This window comes from Streptomyces sp. GL_148 (assembly GCF_057834205.1).
Window position 1 is genome coordinate 2,153,626 of the sequence record NZ_CM174396.1, and the last position, 24,262, is coordinate 2,177,887.

Sequence of the window (24,262 nt, forward strand, 5' to 3'; positions counted from 1 at the left end):
GCTCGCTCGTCAAGTAGGGAGGGTCCGATGCCACCACCACCCCCGCCTCAGCCACAGCCACAGCCACAGCGGAAGCCGCAGCCCCAGCCGCCCGCCACGCTCGCCCGGCTCCCCGAGTACGCCGCCGCCGCGTACGGGGACCGCGAGGCGCTCGCCGACGGAGAGGTCCGCTGGACCTTCGCCCGCCTCGCCGCCGAGATCGCCGCGGCCGCCCGCGCCGCCATCGCCCACGGCATCCGCCCCGGCGACCGGGTCGCGATCTGGGCCCCCAACAGCCGCCGGTGGATCACCGCCGCCCTCGGCGCGGTCGGCGCCGGAGCGGTCCTCGTACCGGTCAACACCCGCTACAAGCCCGCCGAGGCGGCCGACATCATCCGGCGCAGCGGCGCCCGCGTTCTGTTCACCGAGCGCGGGTTCCTCGGTACCGACTACGCCCGTGACCTGCACGCCTCCGGCGAGGACCTCGGGGCGCTCGCCTCGACGGTGATCCTGCGGGACGGGCGCGAGGAGCGCGGCCCGGGTGACGACGGCGCGGGTGTCTCCTGGGAGGCGTACCTGCACGCCGGCGAGGCCGTTCCCGACGCGGAGCGCGCCGCCCGGGCGGCCGCCGTGCGTCCCGAGGACCTCAGCGACATCCTCTACACCTCCGGCACCACCGGCCGCTCCAAGGGCGTCATGACCACGCACGGCCAGACCGTCCGGCTCTACGCCTCCTGGTCCGGCCTCGTCACCCTGCGCCCCGGCGACCGGTACCTGCTGGTGAACCCCTTCTTCCACACCTTCGGCTACAAGGCCGGGGTGCTCGCCTGCCTGCTGCGCGGGGTCACCATGCTCCCCGAGGCCGTCTACGACACCGACCGCATCCTGCACCGCATGGCCGCCGAGCGCGTCACCTGCCTGATGGGCCCGCCGACCGTCTTCCACGGCCTGATCCGCCACCCGGCGCGGGCCGCGCACGACCTGTCCGCGCTGCGCCTCGCCGGTACCGGAGCCGCCTCGGTGCCCACCTCCCTCGTCGAGGAGATCCGCGGCGAGCTGGGGGCGCCCGACGTGTTCACCGCGTACGGACTCACCGAGTCCGGCGGCGTCGTGTCCGTCTGTCCCACCGACGCCGACGCCTGGACCCTCGCGCACACCGTGGGCGTGCCGCTGCCGGACACCGAGGTACGGATCACCGACCCGCTCGGCGCGGTGCTGCCCGCCGGGGAACCGGGCGAGGTGCAGGTCCGCGGCTACCACGTCACCCCCGGCTACCTGGACGACCCGGCGAGCACCGCCGAAGCCGTGCTGCCCGGCGGCTGGCTGCGCACCGGGGACATCGGCGTGCTCGACGGGCGGGGCTACCTCGCCATCACCGACCGGCTGAAGGACATGTACGTGGTCGGCGGGTTCAACGCCTACCCGGCGGAAGTGGAGAACGTGCTGCTCACCCATCCCGCCATCACCGACGCGGCGGTCGTCGGCGCCCCCGACGAGCGGCTCGGCGAGGTCGGCGTGGCCTACGTCGTCACCACCGGGCCGGTCACCTCCGAGGAGCTGACCGCCTGGACCCGGGAACGGCTGGCCAACTTCAAGGTGCCGCGCCGGTTCACCCGGCTGGAGGAGCTCCCGCGCAACGCGGGCGGCAAGCTGCTGAAGACGGAGCTGCGCCGCACGGCGCGAGGGGAGTCGGCGTGAGGCCGCTGGAGCTGACGCGCGAGCAGGAGGAACTCCGGGACGCGGTACGGGCGGTCCTGGCCCGCCACCCCGGCCACACGGCCTGGGCTCCGCTGACGGCGCAGATCGGCGCGGCCGCGCTGGCGGTCCCCGAGGAGTACGGCGGGCTGGGCTGCGGGCAGGGCGAAGTCGGGGTGGTCATGGCGGAACTGGGGCGCGCACTGAGCCCCGTACCGTACCTGGGCTCGGCGGTGCTGACCGCGGGGGCCCTGCTCGCGTCCGGCGACCGGGAGGCCTGCGCGAAGCACCTGCCGGACCTGGCGGAGGGCACGGTCGTGGGCGCCCTGGCCTGGGCGGAGGCCGCGGACGACGGGCCGGCGCCCGCGTCCGGCGTCCCGCGCGGGGGCTGGGAGGCCCACGAGCTCGCGGCCCGGGCCGAGCCGGCAGGGGCCGACTGGCTGCTCACGGGCAGCAAGCGGTACGTCCTGGCCGGGCCGGCGCAACCGTCCCTGCTGCTGGCCTTCGCCAGGATGGACCCGGCCCCGGGCGCAGCCCCCGGACCCGGTACCGAGCCCGGCCAGGGCCATGGCCCGCTCGGCCTCTTCGAGCTCCTCGCCGCGCCGGCGGCCTTCACCGTACGGTCCACGATGGACCGCACCCGCCCGCTCGCGGAGCTGACCCTGGACCGCACCCCGGCCCGGCTGCTCTCGGCCGACGGCGCCGGGGTCCTCGCCCGGGTCCGGGACCTGGCCTGCACGGCCCTCGCCGCCGAGCAGACGGGGGCGGCGGCGCGGGCACTGGAGGCGACGGTCCGGTACGCGAAGCAGCGGGTGCAGTTCGGGCGGCCCATCGGCTCCTTCCAGGCGGTGAAGCACCGGCTCGCCGACCTGCACACCGCGGTGGAGGGAGCCCGCTCGCTCGCCCTCGCGGCGGCCGCCGCCGACGCGGCCCCGGAGCCGGCGGCCGCCGCCAAGTCGGCCTGCTCGGAGGCCTACGCGTACGTGGCGGGCGAGATGATCCAGCTGCACGGCGGCATCGGAATCACCTGGGAGCACGAAGCGCACGAGTACTTCAAACGGGCGCACGGCTCTGCCCTGCTCTTCGGTTCCCCCGCCGCCCACCGTGAACGGCTGGCGGCCCGGCTGGGGTTCCTCCCGAACGACGGCGTGGGGACCGCGGACTGTCGTACCCTCGGCCAATGACCGGCAGCGCGATAGACCTCCGGAAGATCGAACGGACCGCTCCGGCGCTTGTGAGCCTCTACAAAAGCGCCGGGGTCTCACTCCGCAAACACGGCCTGGAGGGCGGACGCGCCGCGGTCTACCTCGTCCTCGACTACTCCGGCTCGATGCGCCCGTACTACGAGGACGGCAGCGTGCAAGCCCTCGCCGACCGGGTGCTGGGGCTGTCTGCGCACCTGGACGACGACGCCCGCGTACCCGTCGTGTTCTTCTCCACGGAGGTCGACGCGCTGGAGGAGATCTCACTCGCCGGCCACGAGGGGCGGGTCACGGCGATCGCCGCCGGTCTCGGCCACATGGGCAAGACGGCCTACCACGCGGCGATGGACGCGGTGATCGACCATTACCTGGACTCGGGGTCGACCGCCCCGGCGCTCGTCGTCTTCCAGACCGACGGCGGTCCCACCAGTAAGCCGGCCGCCGAGAGGTACCTGTGCAAAGCGGCCCGGCTGCCCCTCTTCTGGCAGTTCGTCGGCTTCGGCAACACCCGGAGCTCGCAGTTCGACTTCCTGCGGCGGCTGGACGAACTGCCCGTCCCGGCCAAGCGGGTCGTGGACAATGCCGGCTACTTCCACGCCGGCCTGGACCCGCGGACCGTCCCCGATTCGGAGCTGTACGACCGGCTGGTCGGGGAGTTCCCGATGTGGCTGGCGGCGGCCCGGGCGGCGGGAATCGTGCGCGCCTGAGCGGCGGGTGTCAGCACCTCGCGCTTTGGTGACTCCTCCCCCGACTGCCTGGGGCTTCTCGCTATGCCGGTTGGGCTTCGCGACGGACCAGCCCGGCCCGTAGAACGTTCAGGGCGCCCACCGTGTCCGCCTGCGCCGAGTGGCCGCAGGATTGGCAGTGGAACTTCTCCTGGGTAGGCCGGTTCTCCTTGCCGACATGCCCGCATTCGGGGCATGTGCGGGAGGTGTTGCGGGGGTCCACGGCAATCACTTCCCGTCCGGCGCTCTCAGCCTTGGCGTGCAGGATCGTCAGGAACACCCCCCATCCGGCATCCGAGATCGAGCGGTTGAGTCCGGCCTTCGCGGCGGCCCCGTTGGGCAGGAAGCCTCCCGGCGTCTCGGGGTCGGGCTTCGACGCGGGGGTCTTGACCATGTTGCGGATCTTGAGGTCTTCATGCGCGATGAAGTCGTGCTGCCGGACCAGGTCCAAGGCGGTCTTGTGTGCGTGCTCCAGACGCTGGCGTCGGACCTTACGGTGAAGATCGGCAATCCTTTCGACGGACCGCTGGTGATTCTTCGTGCGCTTGTCCCGGTGGCAGCGCGGGAACCCGGAGAGCGCTTGTTGCGCGGCTTCGAGCTTTGCTGCGGCGCGCCGTCCATGGCGGGGGTTGGCCACGAACTCGCCGTTGGAGTCGGCGAGGAAGCTGGCTAGGCCCATGTCGATGCCGACCATGCTGCCGGTCACGGGCAGCGGATCCGGATCGGTCTGCACGGCGGTCAGGATCACGTACCACCGCTTGCCCTCGCGCTTGACGGAGACGGTTTTAACCTTGCCGACGACCGGCCGGTGCTGGTTGACCTTGACGTGCCCGACGCCTTGGAAGCGGACGCGGGTGACCCGGTCGTGTGGGGTGGAGTCCCAGCGGCAGCCGTCGCCGTCCTTGGGGAAGTCGACCGTGTCGAACCAGTTGACACCCCGGAAGCGAGGGTATCCCGGGGCGTCGCCGGACTTGATCCGTCGGAAGAACGCGGCGAACGCCTTGTCGAGACGGCGCAAGGTGGACTGCTGGCTGGAGAACGACCAGCGCCCTTGCCGTTCCGTGTCGAACGCCCGGATTTCTTTGAGCTGCGCGGACTGCTGCCCGTATTTGACGCTCGTCTTCGACACGTGCCGGTAGGCGTCACGGCGTTCCTGCAAGGCTCCGTTGTAGAGCGAGCAGTGATCGGCCAGCATCTCGCCGAGCGCGATCGCCTGGCCCACGGTGGGCCGCATGAGGAATTTGTACGCACGGATCACCGGGCCCACCCCCATTACTGGTCAGCTCGGTGAGCATACTGCGCTTGGGGTATGCCACCACCCCGGGAACCAAACACTCCGATATTCACACCGGCGGCCACGTCGACTGCACCCTTCACGCACACTTGGCATTCGTCACCAAATACCGGAGCAATGCCTTCGATAACGCCACGCTCAAGCGATGCGAGGAGGTCATTCGGGAGGTGTGCGAGAAGTTTAAGGAGGAAAGGAACAGGGACGTGTCAAGGCGACCGTTGACGAAGCTGCTCGCGATGAGAACCTCTGCGCCGAGCTGTTGAGTCACAACCCGGCTGGCCCGGCCTCAGCCTCATTCCGTTAGGAGTTCTTAGAGCTCGTAACAGGATCTTGATGAGAAGTCCTGGTCGGGCGTGACCGGTGTGACGATTCGACCGTTCGTGATGGTGTGAGCACTCGGCCGTGGATCGTGGACGACGACTTGTGGGCGCTGATCGAGCCGCTGCTGCCGCCCTGGCCGACGAGGTCACCAGGGCCGCGGCCGGTGGCTGACCGGCTGTGCCTGCAGGGCATCCTGTACGTGCTCTGCAACGACATCGCCTGGCAACTTCTGCCGCCTGAGTTGGGGTTCGGGTCCGGGCAGACGTGCTGGAGAAGACTGGAGCGGTGGCAGCAGGCCGGGGTTTTCGAACAACTGCACCGCATCCTGCTCGCGGAGCTGCACGCGGCCGGCCGCCTCGACTGGTCCAGAGCCTGCGTGGACGGCTCCCACATCCGGGCGAAAAAGGGGGCGCCGACACCGGTCCGTCGCCGGTCGACCGGCGGAAGACGGGCAGCAAGCACCACCTGATCTGCGACGGACGCGGCACCCCGCTCAAAGTCATCACGACAGCGGCGAACGTCAACGACGTCACCCAGACCCTCGCCCTGGTCGACGGCATCCCACCCGTGGCAGGCCGTCCCGGCCGGCCCCGCCGGAGGCCCGAGGCCCTGCTCGGAGACAAGGGTTACGACTCCAACCCCAACCGCGATGAGCTGCGCAAATGCCGTATCCTGCCCGTCATCTCCCGCAAAGGAGCCCCGAACATCAAGGGCATGGGCAAGCTCCGCTACGTCGTGGAACAGACCTTCGCCCTGCTCCACCAGTTCAAACGACTGGCGTCCGATGGGAACGCCGCACCGAACTCCACGACGCCTTCGTCTCCCTCGCCTGCAGCCTCATCTGCTGGCGACGCCTCAACAAGCCCGACTCATAATCGTGTTACGAGCTCTTAGGATGAGCTTTCCTCCCCCACCGAAGCCGGGGGTATCCACGCAAGATAAGGGATGGACGTATGACGACGAACAACTGGGCCGTATTCGAAAAGGCGGAACCGGGATTCGCGGCGGCCGTGCAGGCCCGCTTCGCACAGTTCCCGCACCACGTCCTGGCGACCCTTCGCAAGGACGGCTCGCCGCGTGCGACCGGGCTGAACGTCGAGATCCGCGGCGGTGAGCTGTGGCTGGGCATGATGCCGGGCTCGATGAAGGGCAAGGACCTGCGGCGCGATCCGCGCTTCGCCCTCCACACCAACCCGGGCGCGGGCGAGACGATGCCCGACGGGGACGTACGGATCTCCGGGCGGGCGGTGGAGATCGTGGAACAGCCCGAGCTCCACCGGTACGCGGAGGAGGCCGAGGAGAACGACACCCCGCACCCCTTCGACCTGTTCCGCGCCGAGCTGACGGAGGTGGTCCACGTCGGCGTCGAGGGCGACGACCTGGTGATCCGCTCGTGGACCCCGGAGCACGGACTGCGCACCCTGCGCCGGGGCAATGACGACGAGCCGGCCCGCGAGGAGCCTGCGGCGGGCTGAGCTAGACCCTGGCCGGGGTCTTCGCCGGGAGGACCGCCGGCACCTTGGCGGGCGCCTTGGCCGGGGACTTCGCGGGGGACTTGGCGGGCGACTTGGCGGGAGCCTTCTGTGCCTTGCCGGGGGCCTTCGGTGCCTTCGGGGCCCCGTCCGGGGTCTGGGCCGGGGTCTGGGCGGCGACGTCCACCCAGCTCCGGTCGATGTTGAGCGTCACGCCCCCGTACGTGGCGTCGTGGTCACCCCGGAACTGGTGGGCGCGGCGGCCCCCCGTCCACTGGCTCGTACCGGCGGGCAGCCCCAGGTCGGCGTCGGTCACGGAGGCCGCGCCGTTCCAGCGGGCCACCCACAGCACGTCGGGCATGGCATCCGGGGCCTGGGCGTAGTGGGCGCTCAGCGCCTTGGCCCCGGAGCTCGCCGCGACGTAGGCGGCGGCGCCGTAGCCCAGTTCGTGCAGGCGGACCGTCCAGGCGGTGAGGTAGGCGACGACCGGGGCGTCCCAGGTGGCCCGGTCCGTGTAGTGCTCCAGGTCGTTGTAGAGGAGCGTGCCCTCGGCCAGGCCCAGTGCCGCGGCCGCGTGGGCCGCGCCCTCGGCCTCGGCCCGGCCCTGCTCGTTGGCCTCCGAGGGGTCGGTGGAGAGACCCGTGGAGGAGCTGTTCCAGGGCTGGGGGCCGACCCAGATCGGCATGAGGTGCCAGCCCGCCTCGGCCTGCCGGCTCATCCATCCGGCGGTGAGCTGCGGCTGGGCGCAGGCGCGGGCGCGGCCGCCGATGTAGACGCCGACGGCGCCGAAGGGCGAGTCGGCCCGCCAGGCGTTCATGGTGCGCTGGGTGGGGGCCGTGCACGCGTCGAAGCCCTCGCCGGTGAAGGGCCCCTGGACGGTGGTACGGGGACCCCCGCCGACGACGCCGACCGGATCGACGGGGACCGGGCCGGGGGCGGCCGGGGGTGCGAGGGCGCGGGCCCGGGTGAGGAGCGCGCGGACGGCCTCGGGGGTGGACCCGTAGGAGACGGTGGCCATCACCCCGGCGCGGCGCAGGGCGTAGCGGATCTCGTTGCTGTCGCCCCGGACCTTGAGCAGGGGGTCGCCCTCATCGCCTCCGACGGTGGGGACGTCGGCGCGCGGCGGGGCCCCGTCGAGGGGCTCCAGGTGCAGGGTGTCGGAGCGGGGGGCGGCGGCTCGGGCTGCTCCGCATTCGCCCTGGGTGCCGGCGTGCCCGAGGTAGAGGGTGGGCAGGTCGAGGCGCAGGCAGGCGTCGGGGTTCCGGTCGAGGTCGACGACCCGCCAGTCGGCGGGGACGGTGAGGCGCAGCCCGCGGTAGTCGACGGTGCGGCCGTCGGAGGTGCGGCCGTCGGAGGTGGGACCGTCGGCGGCCCCGAGGGGGACGGGGGCGAGCAGCGCGGCGCCCAGCAGGCAGCTCAACATCATGTGGGAGGGGAGCATGTGACCCACTGTTACCAGAAGGCCTCGGGGTTGACGCTGAGGCACGAGAGCCCGCGCTCACCTGTTGACGGGAGGGCCGCACCGCACCGCGGACGCCCCCCTTCGCTCCCCCGATCCCCCGCTCCCCCTACTCCTGCTCTTGGAAGGCGGGCAGGGCGAAGATCCGTTCCTTCCCCGCCTCCTCCATCAGCTCGACGAGCGGCAGCACCAGCTCCCACAGATCCTGCTTGTCGACCTCGCGGACGAGGCCGTCGAGCTCCGCGTCGCCCAGTTCGGCGGCGGCATCGGCCACCACCTTGCGCGCCTCCTCGGGCAGTACGCCGACCAGCGGAAGGAAGGCGCCCCAGAGTGCGGTCGCCACGACGGCGCGCACCACCCCGGCCAGCACGAGCGGGTCCCGCAGGGAGTCCAGCCGGGCCACCGCGAGCCGGTCCTCCTCGCCGAGCAGCGCCACGAGCGGGAGCAGCGACTCCCACAGGCCCTCGGCGTGCGTCACCCGGACGAGCGAGTCGAGTTCGGCGGCGTCGAGGCGGGCGGTGAGCTCGGCGATCCGCAGCCGCTGGTCGCCGCCGACCATCGCGGCGACGCCCAGGGCTTCCTCCCAGAGCCCCTGGGCGGCAGCGGCCCGTACGACCGCGCCCAGGCGGTCGTCGCCCATGAGCTCCAGGATCCGGGGCAGCCGCTCGGGCAGGTCCACGTAGAAGCCGGCGCGCAGCACCGCCGCGTCGTCGACCTGGTCCAGGATCCGGCGGAGCACCTGGTCGCGCATGTGGCCGACGAACCGGCCCATGGTGAGGTGGTCGCGGTTCTCGGCGAGGGTGGTGGCGATGCGGACGACGAGCCCCTCGTCGAGCCGGTCGACGATCCCGGAGATCTTCCGCGGGTCCAGGTGTGCGCAGGCCTCGGCGGTGAAGGAGACCGGCAGCTTCTCGATGATGGCGGCGGCCCGGCCCGCCTCCAGCCGGCCGGCCACGCCGGCGGCCAGCCGGGGCCCGAGCGCCTTCTGCGAGATGGCGGCCGCCACCCCGGCCGGCACCAGCTTGGTCGCGGCGGCGATCCGGTCGAGCATCTCGGGTGCGCCGTCGTTCAGTACGCCGCTGACCTGCTCCCGGAACGCCCGTACGTCCTCGTCCGGCAGCCCGCGCAGGAAGCCGAGCTCCCCGGCGTCCGTGCCCACCAGCCGGGCGATCTTCTCCACTTCGGCGCGGCTCACCGGAACAGCACCTTGCGCACGGCCCCGCGCGCGAGGGCCGGGACCAGCCCCAGCGCCTCCTCGGCGGCCTGGTTCAGGCCCTCGGCCTGCCGCGCCCGCTCCGCTGTGAGCGCCTCGGCGAGCCGTACGAGCTCCCCGGCGTCCAGCTCCGCGAACGACGCGGGAGGCCGGATGCCCCCCAACTCCCCACTCAGACGGCCCATTTCCTCATCTGTACGCACGGGACGACCTCCCACACCAAAGACGACACGACGGCTCGCGTCGAGCGTGGGCCCGAATTGACTAATAGTCAATACTCGCGGGTAGGGCCGGGTCAGGCCGCCAGTCGGGCGAGGGCCAGCGCGTGTGCGTGGGCGAGGGCGTCAGCGGCAGCGCAAGGGATGTCCGGCTGCACACCGGTGCCCTCCCAGTTCGTGCCGGAGACGGGGTTGACGGCGCGGCCGAGGGGGACGGTGACTTCCAGGTGCGGGTGCACCGTCCAGCCCCTGCACGGGTGTGCGCCGCCGCGGGTGCGCTCGCCGACGACTACGGCGCGACCGAGCTGCTGGAGGTCGTACGCCAGCTCTTCAGCGGCAGAGAAGGTGCTGTCGCTGGACAGCACGTACAACGGCTTGCTGCCGCCGAAGCGCGCGCCGGGAACGTGCGGCAGGCTCCAGGACTGCTCCCTGCGCTCGTCGCCGCGCCAGTGCATGGTGTTGAGGTGGGTGCGCTCGTCGAGCAGGTAACTGCAGACGAAGGCGACCGTGTCCGGGTCGCCGCCCCGGTTGCCGCGGAGGTCGACGATCAGCGCCTGGGCGCGGGAGGCCAGGGTGAGCGCGGCGCCCAGCGGTTCGGCGGCCCACTCCAGCGGAAACAGCATCGGCGCCAGCTCCACCACGGCGACCCCTCCGTCGAGCAACTGCACCCGGGGCGCACCGCCCAGCGAGGTGTCGAAGTCTCCGCGTATGGCCTGCAGGGTGGCCGCGTCCTGCTTCGGGGGCACCGGGTCGGCGTGGTGCTTCAGCCTCAGGTGTCGGTCGCCGTTGACGGACTGCAGGTCCGCGGTGACCAGACGGGCGAGCTCCTCGGCGCCGTCTACTTCGTAGGCGCCCTCGGCGAGGCGTCGTTGCAGCAGGCCGGCGAGCTGCTCGGCTATCTCGGGGAAGACGTAGTGCTCGGTCAGGAGCCGGACCGTCTCGTCGATGACAGGAGCCGGCGGAAGCTTCGTTGAAGTCGTCATGGCAGGGAGTAGAGCACCGCTCTTGCGAAAGCGTCAAAGAATTTAGACACTTTCGGTATGCGTGATCAGCCTCCCTTCCTGCCACCTCCTGAGGATGTTCTGGAGATCGGTGCGCCTGAGCAGTTCGCAGCACTCGCCCACCCGTTGCGTCAGCGGTTGCTCTTCGCCCTGGGCCACCGGCCTGCCGCCGTCAGGCAGCTTGCGGCGCAGCTCGAAGCGAAGAAGGGCACCGTGGCCCACCACCTCAAAGTGCTCCGCGAAGCCGGGCTGGTCCACATCGCCGAGACCCGCCAGGTCCGCGGCGGCACCGAGCAGTACTACCAGCGCACGGCCCGCCGCATGGTCGTCGCCGAACCCCAAGCGGCAGGCACCGCCGCGATGCTCGCCGCGTTCGCTCAGGAGCTGGACCGCTCACCCGCCGAGACCCACCTGACACTGCGCCACCTGCGTCTGGGCCCCACGAAGGCAAGAGAACTCGGCGAGACCCTCGCCAAACTGGTCGACGAGGCCGAGGAAGATGCGGAAGACCAGCCCCTGCACGGCGTGCTGGTAGCGCTCTACCAGCAGCCCCTGCCCACGGGCACCACCGGTTCCGCCTAGGCCGTCGCCGTCGCCGTCGCCGTCGCCGGGGCCGGGACCGGGCGCTAACCGGTGGGGGCAGGAACTGCGGCCCGTTCCAGTACCTCCAGCACGGTGTCGCGGAAGAGGGTGGCCTTGTAGCCGGTCTGCGGCAGCGGCCGGCAGCGGGCGAGTACCGTCGCGGCCGCGGCCGCGAAGGACTCGGGCGTGGCCTTACGGCCGATCAGGGCGGCCTCCACCTCCGGCAGCCGCAGCGGAACCCGTGCCACCCCGCCCGCCGCGACGGCGGCGTGCGTGACGGTGGCGCCGTCCAGCGCGAGCCGGGCGGTGGCCTCGACCAGGGGCCATTCGCCGTGGGCGCGGCTGGTGGCCCGGTGGCAGGCGGCCCGCTCGCCCGGGAGGGGCGGCGGCAGCAGGACCGCGGTGAGGATGCGGTCCGGTGCCAGCAGGTGGTCGGCTTGGTGGAGCCGGTCGCCGTCCCCGTACAACTCGGCTACGGTGCGCGGCGAGTCGCCGTGGATCTCGGCCCCGGCGTCGTAGGTGAGCAGGGCCATCGCGAGGGTCGACGGGTGCGGGGCGACGCACGGGCCGTCGCCGCTGACCACGCCGAAGTGGTGGTCTCCCTCGCGCGCGGGGCAGCCGGAGCCGCCCTTCTGGAGGCAGCTGAAGTGCGGATTGCGGTAGTACCAGCAGCGGTTGCGCTGGAGCAGGTTGCCGCCCAGCGTGCCGGCGGCGCGGATCTGCGGGGTCGCCGCGGTCCCGGCCGACGCCGCCAGGGCGGGCCAGCCGGAGCGCACCAGCGGATCGGCGGCGAGCGTGGCGAGCGTGGTCAGGGCGCCGATCCGCAGCCCGCCGCCGGGCAGCGGCGTGCAGCCGCGCAGGCTGCCCGCGCCGCCCGCGCCGCCTGCGCCGTCGAGGTCGGTGAACGGGCCCGGGGCGATGCCGGATCGCTGCCGGGCGGTGGTGTCGGTGCCACCGGCGCGCAGCTCCCCGCCGCGCGCCAGGACGGCGGCCGAGAGGTCGGTGAGGGAGGGCTCGGTGCTCACGTGGCCAGTCCTTCCAGGAGCCGGTCGGGGCGGATGGGCATGTCGTAGGGGCGCCAGCCGGTGGCGTCGTGGACCGCGTTGGCGAGGGCCGCGGCGGTCGGCAGGGTGGCGATCTCGCCGAGGCCGACTCCGCCGCCGGGGACGTGTTCGAAGCCCTCCTGATGGAAGTGGACGGTGATCTCGGGGGTGTCTGCGATGCCGGGGATGCGGTAGTCCTCCAGGTTGTCGGTCAACACCCGGCCGGTGGCCGGGTCGGTGCGCCGCTCCTCGAACAGGGCGTAGCCGACGCCCTGGACGACGGCGCCCTCGCACTGGCTCCGGGCGAGACGCTCCTCGTGGATGCGGCCCGCCGAGATGCCGCTCCACACGCGCAGCGGGCGGATCCGGCCGAGCCGGGTGTCCACCTCCACCTCGGCGACCTGCACCGATCCGGTGAAGCCGCGGCCGATCGCCACACCGCCGGTGGTCAGGTTGAAGGGGGTCACGTAGCCCCGGCGGTCGCGGGGGCGCCGGCCGGTGACCCGTACGCCGTGCGCCCCGTCCAGCCGGGTGCCCAGGTCACCGTCACCGGCGCCGAGCGCGTCGCGCAGCCGTGCGGCGGCGTCCGCGGCGGCGGGCACGATCGACGGCGTGGTGCGGCTGCCGCCGGAGGTGGGCCCGTGGACGGTGTCGCTGTGCCCGACCTCGGCACGCACCCGCTCCTGCGGCACGCCGAGTCCTTCGGCGACGGCCCGGCGCAGTACGGTGCGCGAGCCCGTGCCCATGTCCTGCACGGCGCAGCGGGCGACGACGATCCCGTCCTCGACGGTGAGCTCGACCTCGGTGACGGGATCGAGGAAGTACAGCCAGTTGGCCGCGGCGACGCCCACGCCCCGGCGGAACCGCCCGGTGCCGCCGCGGGTGCCCGACCAGGCCGGGAGGGTCGCGGCCCGGTCGTACAGCGCATGGCGTTTCGGGTTGCCGTCCCAGCGGCGGCGCAGGGCGATGGGGTCCTGGCCGAGCCGTTGGGCCATCTCGTCGACGGCCTGTTCCAGGGCCCAGCACATCGTGGGCCCGCCGGGGCCGCGGAAGGGCGCACCGGGAGGCCGGTGGGTGACGGTGTCGAAGTCCCGTAGCCGACGGGGCGCCTTGCCGTACATGAACCGGGCCAGCGCCGCGACGGTGCCGCCCACCGAGACCCCGCCGTCGGTGTCCACGTCCAGGGCCAGCGCGCTCAGCTCTCCGGCGGCGTCCGCGGCCATCGCCAGCCGGATCCGTGTGCCGGGCCGGTACCCGCCGTCGGTGAGCTCCTCGTCCCGGTCCAGCACCACCCGCACCGGGGCGCCGTGCAGCCGGGCCAGCTCCGCCGCGGCCACGATGTCGGAGGTCAGCCCCATCTTGCAGCCGAAGCCGCCGCCCACGTGGACGGCGCGGGCCACCACCCGTTCGAGGGGCACGCCGAAGCGCTCGGCGGCGAGTACGGCCACCTGCTTGACGGACTGCGTGGACACCTCCAGGTGGAGGGTGCCTTCGTCCCAGCGGGCCAGGCAGGCGTGCGGTTCGAGCGGGGTGTGGGTCTGGGCGGCGGTCGTGAACAGGCCCTCGACGACCCGCTCGGGGCTGCGCTCCCGTGCCTCGGTGATCCGACGCACGGCCGTGGCCGGCCGCTTGCTCATCGCGGAGGGTCCCCGCCGGTTGCCGCGCCAGCGGGCGGGCACCAGCTGAGGAGCCTCACCGGACCCGGGCGCCAGCTTGCGCGCCGCCTTGTCCTCGTAGACCAGCGGCCCCTCTCCGGCCCGGGCCCGGTCGACGTCCAGGGCGGCCGGCAGCACCTCGTAGTCCACCGTGACCCGCTCGGCGGCCGCCCGCGCGGAGGCTCGGTCCGGCGCCGCGACCGCGGCCACCGGCTGCCCGACGTACCGCACCACGCCGTCGGGCGGCAGCAGCGGCACCAGCGGCAGATCCCCCGCCTCCAGGGACCGTACGTACGCATGCGCGTGCGGCGAGCGGATGATCACCCCCTCCAGCAGCCCCTCGGGCCGCTGATCGGTGGTGTACCGGGCGGACCCGTCGACCTTCTCGGGAGCCTCGGCGCGCGGAACGACGGCGGCCGCCTCCCCGTCGTACTCACCCGCGCAGGCCGCCGCCACGGCGCTGAAGATCCCCTCGTAGGCGCCGCACCGGCACAGGTGGCCCGCCAGCGCCTCCGCGATCTCCTCCCGCCCCGGCCTGCTCCGTCCGTGCGCGGCCCGCCACCGCTCGAAGAACGCGGCCGCCTCGACCACGAACCCTGGGGTGCAGTAACCGCACTGGAGCGCGTCCTCACCGGCGAAGGCACGCCCGACCGGGTGACCCGCCAGCCCCTCCACCGTCGTCACCCGCCGCCCGGCCAGCCGTACCGCCGGCGTCAGGCACGCCACCTGCGGCTCACCGTCGACCTGCACCGTGCACGCCCCGCACACCCCGCCGGAGCAGACCAGCTTGGTCCCGGTCAGCCCCAACTGCTCCCGCACCACCTCCACGGCGGCCGGATCGTCGTCCACGTCCACCGCACACAGGACGCCATTGACCTCGAACTCCACGAGACGCACTCCTCAACCGTGGGGGCGACGACCCCCACACCACCCGGGCTCGCCTTCACCCCCCTTGATAACCCGCCCCCACCCTCCCCGCAGCTCGGCACACCCGCCGCCCCCACGGATGGCCCCACCCCGAAACGCCACAACGCCCGCCACCCCTGGTCGGGGACGTGGCGGGCGTCGTGTCACAGTCACTCACCTCATGGCGAGGCCAGCTTGAACCCGGCCCGGATCGTCTTGCCCACCCGTTCGTCACGGACCTGGAACTCGTCCGCGAGCTCGACCACCAACCACAGCCCCCGGCCGCTCAGGGCACCGAGGTCGGGCTGCTGCACGATGGGGGAACCGGGGCCGCTGTCGCGCACCTCGATCGTCACGATCCCGCCCTCCCGCTCCAGACGCACGGAGAACTCCCGTCCCAGCGGGACCCCGTGCAGAACGGCATTCGTGGCGAGCTCGGACACGCAGAGCCGTATGTCGTCGCGCCGCTCGCACACGCCCCAATCGCCAAGCGTGTCACCTACGAACTGACGGGCCGCGCGCACCGAGGCACGGGCCCGAGGGAACCGCTGCTGCCGAGACAAGGACATAGCATCCCACCGACTTAACGCTGAGCTTCCAAGGCCGCACAGAACGTATCGCTATTCGCGAAAAGCAGCAAGGTTGCAGGGTGGGATCGCGCAGAGGTGTCGCTTAACGTGGGCACCGGCAGAGAGCGACGGACACTCAGGAGGCAGCGTGAGCGGCAGCGGATGGACCAGCACGTCGATGCCGTACCTGACCCCTCGCGCCGACGGGGAGCCGGACGCCTGGACCGCCGAGGCCAAGGCCGCAGGCCGGCGCGGCGCGCAGCGCATCCTGCACGCCGGCGAGGCCGACACCCCGGCCGAAGTCGCCCGGATGCTCGGCCTCGCGACCGGGGAGACCGCCATCATCCGCCGCCGGATCATCGAACTCGACGACGAGCCAACCGAGTTGACCGACACCTACTACCCTGCCGACATCGCCGCAGGCACCCCGCTGGCCGGCACGGCAAAGATCCGAGGCGGCGCGGTGACCCTGCTGGCCGGGCTGGGACACATCGGCGTACGGGTCGTCGAGAACGTGACGGCGCGCATGCCCGGCCCCGAGGAGCGGGAGCACCTGCGCCTCGGACCGGTCGAGCCGGTCCTCCAACTCGCCCGGACCACCTACGACTCGACGGGCCGACCGATCCAGGCCGACGTGATGGTCATGCCAGCCGGACGCCAGCAGCTGCGATACGAGATCGACATCGAGGTCGCATGACCCTGTCCAGTTCCGAATCCTCGGGCTTTGACCCCCGGCCGCTCCACGCCCGCATCGCCGCCGATCTGCGTGACGAGATCATGAACGGCGGCCTCGCGCCCGGATCGAAGCTGCCTTCGACCGCGCGGCTGAAGACCCGGTTCGACGCCTCCAACGCCACGATCCAGAAGGCCGTCCAGCTCCTCAAGGACGAGGGACTGGCCCTGGGCCGTGCGGGCTCGTCTGTGACCGTACGGGACACACGGCAGCGGACCGTTCGCCCTGCCGGCTCCCTGACGCAGGCCGTGGACGGGGCGGCCTACCCGTGGCTCGCCGAAGCATCGGAGCCGGCCCGCACAGCGCACAGCACCCTGCTGGCGGTGGAAGAGGTCCCGGTCGGCGGCGAGGTGGCTGCCGCGCTCGGCATCCCGGAGGGCAGTCCCGCCGTATGCAGGCGCCAGCTCCTGAGCATCGACGGCGAACCCGCCGAGCTGGTGAGCTCGTACTACCCGCCGGACCTGGCACGCGGCACAGCCCTCACGGAACCCCGACTGATCCGGGGCGGCACTCCGACCCTCCTGACCGAGCTCGGCTTCCCGCCCCAGCGCAGCGTGGACCGGCTCTCCGCCCGGGTCGCGACGCAGGAGCAGTACACCGCCCTGCGGCTGCCCGGCGACCTGCCCGTCCTGCGGACCCTCCGTACGGTGTACGGCACGGCGGGACAGCCGATCGAGGTCACCGTGATGGTGAAGGCAGGCCACCTGTATGAGCTCCAGTACGAGTTCACACCCGAAGCCTGACCGCCCCGGAACGCCACAACGCCCGCCACCCCTGGTCGGGGACGTGGCGGGCGTTGTGTCGGGGTGCCGCACTTCGTTGTGCGGGCCGTATGAGGGGTCCCGGCCGGGGCCGGGGGTGCTGCGGGTCAGACGGTGATCGAGCGGTCCGTCGGCTTGACCGGGTACGGGAGGGCGCTGGTGCCGGTCAGGAAGCGGTCCACGCCGCGGGCGGCCGAGCGGCCTTCCGCGATGGCCCAGACGATGAGCGACTGGCCGCGGCCGGCGTCACCGGCGACGAAGACGCCGTCGACGTTGGTCGCGTAGGAGGCGTCGCGCTCGATGTTGCCGCGGGCGTCCATCGCCAGGCCGAACTGCGCCGTGAGGCCGTTCTCCTGGTCGGTGCCGGTGAAGCCCATCGCCAGGGTGACCAGCTGCGCGGGGAGGACGCGCTCGGTGCCGGGCTTCTGGACGAGCTTGCCGTCCTCGAAGGCGACCTCGACCAGGTGGAGGGCCTGGACGTTGCCGTCCTCGTCGCCCTCGAAGTGGGTGGTGGAGACGGAGTAGATCCGCTCGCCGCCCTCCTCGTGAGCAGAGGTGACCTTGTACAGCATGGGGAAGGTCGGCCAGGGCTGGCCGGCCGGCCGGTCCTCGGACGGACGCGGCATGATCTCCAGCTGCGTGACCGAGGCCGCGCCCTGGCGGTGGGCGGTGCCCACGCAGTCCGCGCCGGTGTCGCCGCCGCCGATGACGACCACGTGCTTGCCCTCGGCCGTGATGGGGGGCGCCATGAAGTCGCCCTCCTGGACCTTGTTCGCGAGGGGGAGGTACTCCATCGCGAAGTGGATGCCGTTCAGGTCGCGGCCCGGGACCGGCAGGTCGCGGGAGATCGTCGCGCCCGCCGCGATGACGACCGCGTCGAACCGCTTGCGCAGGTCGGTGGCGGTGATGTCGCGGCCGACCTCGACGCCGGTACGGAACTTGGTGCCCTCCGCGCGCATCTGCTCGATGCGGCGGTTGATGTGCACCTTCTCCATCTTGAACTCGGGGATGCCGTAGCGCAGCAGCCCGCCGATGCGGTCGGCGCGCTCGTACACCACCACGGTGTGGCCGGCCCGGGTCAGCTGCTGGGCCGCGGCGAGACCCGCCGGGCCGGAGCCGATGACCGCGGCCGTCTTGCCCGAGAGGCGCTCGGGCGCCTGCGGGGTGACGTCGCCGTTGTCCCACGCCTTGTCGATGATCGAGACTTCGACGTTCTTGATGGTGACGGCAGGCTGGTTGATGCCGAGCACGCAGGCGGACTCGCACGGCGCCGGGCACAGCCGCCCGGTGAACTCCGGGAAGTTGTTCGTCGCGTGCAGCCGCTCGGAAGCGGCGGTCCAGTCCTCGCGGTACGCGAAGTCGTTCCACTCGGGGATCAGGTTCCCGAGCGGGCAGCCGTTGTGGCAGAACGGGATGCCGCAGTCCATGCAGCGGCCGGCCTGCTTGCTGATGATCGGCAGCAGCGAGCCCGGAACGTAGACCTCGTTCCAGTCCTTGAGGCGCTCGGCCACAGGACGGGTGCAGGCGGTCTCGCGGGGGGTGGTGAGGAAGCCCTTCGGGTCAGCCATTGGTCGCCGCCTCCATCATCTTCTCCGTGGTCTCGGACTCGGAGAGTCCGGCGAGCTCAGCGGCGTCCTTGGCGGCGAGCACTGCCTTGTACGTGGTCGGGATGATCTTGCTGAAGCGGGCCGCCGAGGCGGTCCAGTCAGCCAGGAGCTTCGCGGCCACGGTCGAGCCGGTCTCCTCCTCGTGGCGGCGCACCACATCGTGCAGCCACTGGGAGTCGGTGTCGGAGAGGGCTTCGAGCGCGCTCGCGTTGCCGACGTTGACGTTGTCCGGGTCCAGGTCGATGACGTACGCGACGCCGCCCGACATGCCCGCCGCGAAGTTGCGGCCCGTCTCGCCGAGGACGACCGCCGTGCCGCCGGTCATGTACTCGCAGCCGTGGTCGCCCACGCCTTCCGAGACGACCAGGGCGCCGGAGTTGCGGACGCAGAAGCGCTCGCCGGTGCGGCCGCGCAGGAACAGCTCGCCGCCGGTGGCGCCGTAGCCGATCGTGTTGCCCGCGATGGTCGAGTACTCGGCCAGGTGGTCGGCTCCGCGGTCGGGACGGACCACGACGCGGCCGCCGGAGAGGCCCTTGCCGACGTAGTCGTTGGCGTCGCCCTCCAGGCGCAGGGTCACGCCCTTGGGGAGGAAGGCGCCGAAGGACTGGCCGGCGGAGCCGGTGAAGGTCAGGTCGATGGTGTTGTCGGGCAGGCCCGCGCCACCGAACTTCTTCGTGACCTCGTGGCCGAGCATGGTGCCGACCGTGCGGTTGATGTTGCGGATCGCGACCTGGGCGCGGACCGGCTGGGCGGTCTCGGCCGAGTCGGCGTTCAGCGCGTCCGCCGCGAGGCGGATGAGCTCGTTGTCGAGCGCCTTCTCCAGGCCGTGGTCCTGCTCGATCAGGGCGTGGCGGACCGCGCCCTCGGGCAGCTCCGGCACGTAGAAGAGCGGCTCCAGGTCGAGACCCTGCGCCTTCCAGTGCGTGACGGCCTTGCTGGTGTCGAGGAGCTCGGCGTGACCGACGGCCTCCTCGATGGTGCGGAAGCCCAGCTCGGCGAGGAGCTCGCGCACCTCCTCCGCGATGAACTCGAAGAAGTTGACGACGAACTCGGGCTTGCCGGAGAAACGGCTCCGAAGGACCGGGTTCTGGGTGGCGATGCCGACCGGGCAGGTGTCCAGGTGGCAGACGCGCATCATGACGCAGCCGGAGACGACGAGCGGCGCGGTCGCGAAACCGAACTCCTCGGCGCCGAGCAGCGCGGCGATGATGACGTCGCGGCCGGTCTTGAGCTGGCCGTCCGTCTGGACCACGATGCGGTCGCGCAGCCCGTTGAGCAGCAGGGTCTGCTGGGTCTCGGCGAGGCCGAGCTCCCAGGGACCGCCCGCGTGCTTCAGGGACGTCAAAGGAGACGCGCCCGTACCGCCGTCGTGGCCGGAGATGAGGACGACGTCCGCGTGGGCCTTGGAGACACCGGCCGCGACCGTACCCACGCCGACCTCGGAGACCAGCTTCACGTGGATGCGGGCGACCGGGTTGGCGTTCTTGAGGTCGTGGATCAGCTGAGCCAGGTCCTCGATGGAGTAGATGTCGTGGTGCGGCGGCGGGGAGATCAGGCCGACACCCGGGGTGGAGTGCCGGGTCTTGGCGACCCACGGGTAGACCTTGTGGCCGGGCAGCTGGCCGCCCTCGCCGGGCTTGGCACCCTGCGCCATCTTGATCTGGATGTCGTCCGCGTTGACCAGGTACTCGCTCGTGACACCGAAGCGGCCGGAGGCGACCTGCTTGATGGAGGAGCGGCGCGCCGGGTCGTACAGGCGGTCCGGGTCCTCGCCGCCCTCACCGGTGTTGGACTTGGCGCCCAACTGGTTCATGGCGATGGCGAGGGTCTCGTGCGCCTCCTTGGAGATGGAGCCGTACGACATGGCGCCGGTGGAGAAGCGCTTGACGATGTCGGCGACCGACTCGACCTCGTCGATGGAGATGGCTTCGCGGTCGGACTTGAAGCCGAAGAGCCCGCGGAGCGTCATCAGGCGCTCGGACTGCTCGTTCACCCGGTCCGTGTACTGCTTGAAGATGTCGTACCGGCGGCCCCGCGTAGCGTGCTGCAGGCGGAAGACCGTGTCCGGGTCGAACAGGTGCGGCTCGCCCTCGCGGCGCCACTGGTACTCGCCGCCGATCTCCAGCGCGCGGTGCGTGGCCGCGATGCCGGAGGCCGGGTACGCCTTGGTGTGGCGCGCGGCCACCTCCTTGGCGATGACGTCCAGGCCTGCGCCGCCGATCTTGGTGGCGGTGCCCGCGAAGTACGCCGCGACGAACTCGTCGTTCAGGCCGACGGCCTCGAAGACCTGCGCGCCGCGGTAGGAGGCGACGGTGGAGATGCCCATCTTGGACATGACCTTCAGGACGCCCTTGCCGAGCGCGTAGATCAGGTTCTTGATGGCCTGCTCCGGCTCCAGGCCGGACAGGAAGGTGCCTGCGGCGAGCAGGTCCTCGACGGACTCCATGGCGAGGTACGGGTTGACCGCGGCCGCGCCGTAACCGATGAGCAGCGCGACGTGGTGGACCTCGCGGACGTCGCCGGCCTCGACCAGCAGGCCCACCTGGGTGCGCTGCTTGGTGGCGATGAGGTGGTGGTGCACGGCGGAGGTGAGCAGCAGCGACGGGATCGGCGCGTGCTCGGCGTCGGAGTGACGGTCCGAGAGGACGATCAGGTGCGCGCCGTTCTCGATGGCCGCGTCGACCTCGCCGCGGATCTCCTCGATGCGGGCGGCCAGCGCCGCGCCGCCGCCCGAGACCCGGTAAAGGCCCGAGAGGGTGGCGGCCTTCATGCCCGGCATGTCGCCGTCGGCGTTGACGTGGATGAGCTTGGCCAGCTCGTCGTTGTCGATCACCGGGAACGGCAGCGTGACGCTGCGGCAGGACGCGGCGGTCGGCTCCAGCAGGTTGCCCTGCGGGCCGAGCGAGGACAGCAGCGAGGTGACGAGCTCCTCGCGGATGGCGTCCAGCGGCGGGTTGGTGACCTGCGCGAAGAGCTGGGTGAAGTAGTCGAAGAGCAGCCGGGGGCGCTCGGACAGGGCCGCGATCGGGGAGTCCGTGCCCATGGAGCCGAGCGGCTCGCCGGCGCTGCGGGCCATCGGCGCGAGGATGACGCGGAGCTCTTCCTCGGTGTAGCCGAAGGTCTGCTGGCGGCGGGTGACCGAGGCGTGGGTGTGCACGATGTGCTCACGCTCGGGCAGGTCCGTCAGCTCGATCTCGCCCGTCTCCAGCCATTCGGCGTACGGGTGCTCGGCGGCCAGCGCGTCCTTGATCTCGTCGTCTTCGATGATCCGCTTCTGGGCGGTGTCGACGAGGAACATCTTGCCGGGCTGCAGGCGGCCCTTGCGGACGACCTTGGCCGGGTCGATGTCCAGGACGCCGACCTCGGAGGAGAGCACGACGAAGTCGTCGTCGGTGACCCAGTAGCGGCCGGGGCGCAGACCGTTGCGGTCGAGGACCGCGCCGACCTGGGTGCCGTCGGTGAAGGTGACGCAGGCGGGGCCGTCCCACGGCTCCATCTGCGTGGAGTGGTACTTGTAGAACGCGCGGCGGGCCGGCGACATGGAGGTGTGGTTCTCCCACGCCTCCGGGATCATCATCAGCACGCTGTGCGGGAGGGAACGGCCGCCGAGGTGGAGCAGCTCCAGGACCTCGTCGAAGGAGGCCGAGTCGGAGGCGTCCGGGGTGCAGATCGGGAAGATCCGCTCGAGGGCGCCCTCGCCGAAGAGGCCGGAGGCCAGCTGGGACTCGCGGGCCCGCATCCAGTTCCGGTTGCCCTTGACCGTGTTGATCTCGCCGTTGTGCGCGACGAAGCGGTACGGGTGGGCCAGCGGCCACGACGGGAAGGTGTTCGTCGAGAACCGGGAGTGGACCAGGGCGATCGCGGAGGCGAAGCGGCGGTCCGAGAGGTCCGGGAAGAAGGGCTCCAGCTGGCCGGTGGTCAGCATGCCCTTGTAGACGATCGTGCGGGCGGAGAGCGACGGGAAGTAGACCCCGGCCTCGCGCTCGGCGCGCTTGCGCAGCACGAAGGCCTTGCGGTCCAGCTCGATGCCCGAGGTCCCGTTGCTGACGAACAGCTGCGAGAAGGCCGGCATGGTGGCGCGGGCGCCGTTGCCGAGCAGGTCGGGGGTGACCGGAACCTCGCGCCAGCCGAGAACCGCCAGGTTCTCCTCGGCGGCGATGGCCTCGATCTGCTCCACGGCGACGGCCTGTGCGGTGCCGTCGGCGGGGAGGAAGGCGATGCCGACGGCGTACGCGCCGGCCTCGGGGAGGTTGAAACCGGCCACGTCGCGCAGGAACGCGTCCGGGACCTGGGAGAGGATGCCGGCGCCGTCGCCCGAGTCGGGCTCGGATCCGGTGGCGCCTCGGTGCTCGAGGTTCCGCAATACGGTCAGCGCCTGCTCGACCAGCGTGTGGCTGGCCTCGCCGGTGAGGTTGGCCACAAAGCCGACGCCACAGGCGTCGTGCTCGTTGCGCGGGTCGTACATGCCCTGCTGGGCGGGGCGACCGTCCATGGGCGACCAGGCGGTGTTGCTGAGGCCGGTCGCGGAGTGCGTGGATGCGGAACGCATCGGCTCTCCCGTCGTCGTCGTGGCATATGTGCATAGCCGAGGGACGACGTTGGCCCTCTGCGAAATTTCGTGCAGATTACATGATGACGACAATCCCGCGAAGCGGATATGTCATTCCAGCATGCGGACACTGCACGGAGCAGACAAGAGGGGACTTTCGCAGGTGTCCGGCTCTCGGGACACGGGACGAAGGTCCCGGTACGGGGCGGGCCTCATTGCCCGGCGCCCAGGGGGTCTGATGCCCGGCGGACACAGGATCGAAACCGCCGAGTAACTGACTACTTATGTTGCCTACTGCATAGTGTCTCACTCCCTGCGCGGTCAGCCTACGGCTCCACCGATCCAGGTTCCCAGGATGTACGTCACACCCGCGGCCGCGCCACCCAGGACGAGCTGGCGCAGCCCGCTGTACCACCAGGACCGGGCCGTGACCCGGGAGACCACCGCGCCGCAGGCGAAGAGCCCCAGCAGTGCCAGCAGGACCGCCGGCCACAGGGTGACCGCGCCGAGCAGGTAGGGGAGCAGCGGGATCAGCGCGCCGAGCGAGAACGATCCGAAGGAGGACACCGCGGCGACCATCGGCGACGGCAGGTCGTCCGGGTCGATCCCGAGCTCCTCGCGGGCGTGGATCTCCAGCGCCTGCTCCGGGTCGCGGGAGAGCTGCATGGCGACCTCGCGGGCCAGCGCCGGCTCGACACCGCGCGAGACGTAGAGCTCGGCCAGCTCCTCCATCTCGTCGATGGGGTGCTTGCGCAACTGCTGGCGCTCTATGTCCAGTTCGGCGAGCACGAGCTCGCGCTGCGAGGCGACCGAGGTGTACTCCCCCGCCGCCATGGAGAAGGCTCCGGCGGCGAGGCCGGCCAGGCCGGTGACGACGATCACGTGCGGGGCGACGGCGCCGCCGGCCACGCCGGTCATCAGCGCGAGGTTCGAGACCAGCCCGTCCATCGCACCGAAGACCGCCGGGCGCAGCCATCCGCCGTTGACGTCACGGTGGGTGTGGTTGTCGCGGTGGGCGGTGTGAAGCGGTGCTTCGATATCGATGATGGACATGCCGAGTATCTCCCCTTTTGTACGAATGGGTGCACAGAGCTGTGCCATGGACGACGCGCGGACACCCACTCCCCCGGAACACCTCGAAACTACGCACGATTTTTGCCGCCCGCCAGCAAGGAAGGCCGTACTTACCTGGGGTTTTGGGGATCGGCGACCGGGTGACGGCGGCCCGCGGCGGGTGTTTCGCGACGAGCGACAAACCACATGCCATGGCACAAATCC

At 71.7% G+C, this 24,262-nt stretch carries 19 protein-coding genes and 1 pseudogene; 9 read left to right on the forward strand and 11 right to left on the reverse strand.

The features are described 5' to 3' along the window. Nucleotides 1-27 precede the first annotated feature (27 nt). The 3 genes from AC3IYI_RS09880 to AC3IYI_RS09890 are packed head-to-tail and all read left to right on the forward strand — an operon-like array spanning nucleotide 28 to nucleotide 3,583. Nucleotides 28-1,677: a FadD3 family acyl-CoA ligase gene (locus AC3IYI_RS09880; protein WP_489409822.1), complete on the forward strand. Its 1,650-nt coding sequence runs from the start codon at nucleotides 28-30 to the stop codon at nucleotides 1,675-1,677. Continuing rightward, complete coding sequence (locus tag AC3IYI_RS09885; RefSeq protein WP_489409823.1) at nucleotides 1,674-2,858, forward strand: acyl-CoA dehydrogenase family protein; 1,185 nt, start codon at nucleotides 1,674-1,676, stop codon at nucleotides 2,856-2,858. The genes AC3IYI_RS09880 and AC3IYI_RS09885 overlap by 4 nt, the downstream gene beginning before the upstream one ends. Then, entirely contained in the window at nucleotides 2,855-3,583 is a 729-nt protein-coding gene (locus AC3IYI_RS09890) for a vWA domain-containing protein (RefSeq protein WP_489409824.1), read from the forward strand. The genes AC3IYI_RS09885 and AC3IYI_RS09890 overlap by 4 nt, the downstream gene beginning before the upstream one ends. A 61-nt stretch (nucleotides 3,584-3,644) precedes the next feature. On the opposite strand, the gene AC3IYI_RS09895 is transcribed toward AC3IYI_RS09890, so the two are convergent. Beyond that, on the reverse strand, nucleotides 3,645-4,859 hold the full coding sequence (locus AC3IYI_RS09895) for an RNA-guided endonuclease InsQ/TnpB family protein (protein WP_489409825.1): 1,215 nt from the start codon (nucleotides 4,857-4,859) through the stop codon (nucleotides 3,645-3,647). Nucleotides 4,860-4,888: 29 nt separating this feature from the next. On the opposite strand from AC3IYI_RS09895, the gene AC3IYI_RS09900 reads away from it, so the two are divergent. The 3 genes and pseudogenes from AC3IYI_RS09900 to AC3IYI_RS09910 all read left to right on the forward strand — a co-directional run bounded on the left by AC3IYI_RS09900 (nucleotide 4,889) and on the right by AC3IYI_RS09910 (nucleotide 6,691). Next, nucleotides 4,889-5,158 (forward strand): transposase, encoded by a 270-nt coding sequence (locus AC3IYI_RS09900; protein WP_489409826.1) that lies wholly within the window; start codon nucleotides 4,889-4,891, stop codon nucleotides 5,156-5,158. A 125-nt stretch (nucleotides 5,159-5,283) separates the two neighbouring features. Beyond that, nucleotides 5,284-6,091, forward strand: a pseudogene (locus AC3IYI_RS09905) (IS5 family transposase). Nucleotides 6,092-6,169: 78 nt separating this feature from the next. Then, nucleotides 6,170-6,691, forward strand: coding sequence for a pyridoxamine 5'-phosphate oxidase family protein (locus tag AC3IYI_RS09910; RefSeq protein ID WP_489409827.1), 522 nt, complete (start codon nucleotides 6,170-6,172; stop codon nucleotides 6,689-6,691). Between the two features lies 1 nt (nucleotide 6,692). Here the strand turns inward: AC3IYI_RS09910 and AC3IYI_RS09915 are convergent, their stop codons facing one another. The 4 genes from AC3IYI_RS09915 to AC3IYI_RS09930 all read right to left on the reverse strand — a co-directional run bounded on the left by AC3IYI_RS09915 (nucleotide 6,693) and on the right by AC3IYI_RS09930 (nucleotide 10,561). Beyond that, a complete protein-coding gene (locus tag AC3IYI_RS09915; protein ID WP_489409828.1) occupies nucleotides 6,693-8,129 on the reverse strand; it encodes a DUF1906 domain-containing protein in 1,437 nt (478 codons plus the stop codon). A gap of 127 nt (nucleotides 8,130-8,256) precedes the next feature. After that, nucleotides 8,257-9,342 carry a hypothetical protein gene (locus AC3IYI_RS09920; RefSeq protein WP_489409829.1) on the reverse strand — a complete coding sequence of 362 codons (1,086 nt, stop codon included), beginning with the start codon at nucleotides 9,340-9,342 and terminating at the stop codon, nucleotides 8,257-8,259. Next, nucleotides 9,339-9,545: a hypothetical protein gene (locus AC3IYI_RS09925; RefSeq protein WP_489409830.1), complete on the reverse strand. Its 207-nt coding sequence runs from the start codon at nucleotides 9,543-9,545 to the stop codon at nucleotides 9,339-9,341. Before AC3IYI_RS09925 ends, AC3IYI_RS09920 begins: the two co-directional genes overlap by 4 nt. Before the next feature lie 110 nt (nucleotides 9,546-9,655). After that, nucleotides 9,656-10,561 carry a S41 family peptidase gene (locus tag AC3IYI_RS09930; protein ID WP_489409831.1) on the reverse strand — a complete coding sequence of 302 codons (906 nt, stop codon included), beginning with the start codon at nucleotides 10,559-10,561 and terminating at the stop codon, nucleotides 9,656-9,658. A gap of 57 nt (nucleotides 10,562-10,618) precedes the next feature. Here AC3IYI_RS09930 and AC3IYI_RS09935 point away from each other — a divergent pair, with 57 nt between their 5' ends. After that, the gene (locus tag AC3IYI_RS09935; protein WP_489409832.1) at nucleotides 10,619-11,161 is read left to right on the forward strand and encodes an ArsR/SmtB family transcription factor; all 543 of its coding nucleotides are present in this window, start codon (nucleotides 10,619-10,621) and stop codon (nucleotides 11,159-11,161) included. Between the two features lie 44 nt (nucleotides 11,162-11,205). On the opposite strand, the gene AC3IYI_RS09940 is transcribed toward AC3IYI_RS09935, so the two are convergent. The 3 genes from AC3IYI_RS09940 to AC3IYI_RS09950 all read right to left on the reverse strand — a co-directional run bounded on the left by AC3IYI_RS09940 (nucleotide 11,206) and on the right by AC3IYI_RS09950 (nucleotide 15,334). Next, nucleotides 11,206-12,186, reverse strand: a complete 981-nt coding sequence (locus AC3IYI_RS09940) for an FAD binding domain-containing protein (protein ID WP_489409833.1) — start codon at nucleotides 12,184-12,186, stop codon at nucleotides 11,206-11,208. Beyond that, nucleotides 12,183-14,747 (reverse strand): molybdopterin-dependent oxidoreductase, encoded by a 2,565-nt coding sequence (locus AC3IYI_RS09945; protein WP_489409834.1) that lies wholly within the window; start codon nucleotides 14,745-14,747, stop codon nucleotides 12,183-12,185. The genes AC3IYI_RS09940 and AC3IYI_RS09945 overlap by 4 nt, the downstream gene beginning before the upstream one ends. Nucleotides 14,748-14,944: 197 nt before the next feature. Next, on the reverse strand, nucleotides 14,945-15,334 hold the full coding sequence (locus AC3IYI_RS09950; RefSeq protein WP_489409835.1) for an ATP-binding protein: 390 nt from the start codon (nucleotides 15,332-15,334) through the stop codon (nucleotides 14,945-14,947). Nucleotides 15,335-15,482: 148 nt separating this feature from the next. Between AC3IYI_RS09950 and AC3IYI_RS09955 the strand changes: the two genes are divergently transcribed. Together AC3IYI_RS09955 and AC3IYI_RS09960 are read left to right on the forward strand one after the other, a co-directional pair. After that, a complete protein-coding gene (locus AC3IYI_RS09955; protein WP_489409836.1) occupies nucleotides 15,483-16,031 on the forward strand; it encodes a GntR family transcriptional regulator in 549 nt (182 codons plus the stop codon). Continuing rightward, nucleotides 16,028-16,810 carry a GntR family transcriptional regulator gene (locus tag AC3IYI_RS09960; protein ID WP_489409837.1) on the forward strand — a complete coding sequence of 261 codons (783 nt, stop codon included), beginning with the start codon at nucleotides 16,028-16,030 and terminating at the stop codon, nucleotides 16,808-16,810. Before AC3IYI_RS09955 ends, AC3IYI_RS09960 begins: the two co-directional genes overlap by 4 nt. A gap of 125 nt (nucleotides 16,811-16,935) precedes the next feature. Here AC3IYI_RS09960 and AC3IYI_RS09965 read toward each other — a convergent pair whose 3' ends face one another. The 3 genes from AC3IYI_RS09965 to AC3IYI_RS09975 all read right to left on the reverse strand — a co-directional run bounded on the left by AC3IYI_RS09965 (nucleotide 16,936) and on the right by AC3IYI_RS09975 (nucleotide 24,037). Continuing rightward, nucleotides 16,936-18,396: a glutamate synthase subunit beta gene (locus AC3IYI_RS09965; protein ID WP_489409838.1), complete on the reverse strand. Its 1,461-nt coding sequence runs from the start codon at nucleotides 18,394-18,396 to the stop codon at nucleotides 16,936-16,938. Beyond that, complete coding sequence (gltB, locus tag AC3IYI_RS09970) at nucleotides 18,389-22,927, reverse strand: glutamate synthase large subunit (protein WP_489411488.1); 4,539 nt, start codon at nucleotides 22,925-22,927, stop codon at nucleotides 18,389-18,391. The genes AC3IYI_RS09965 and gltB overlap by 8 nt, the downstream gene beginning before the upstream one ends. A 378-nt stretch (nucleotides 22,928-23,305) precedes the next feature. Beyond that, nucleotides 23,306-24,037 carry a VIT1/CCC1 transporter family protein gene (locus AC3IYI_RS09975; protein ID WP_489365761.1) on the reverse strand — a complete coding sequence of 244 codons (732 nt, stop codon included), beginning with the start codon at nucleotides 24,035-24,037 and terminating at the stop codon, nucleotides 23,306-23,308. Nucleotides 24,038-24,262: the final 225 nt, after the last annotated feature.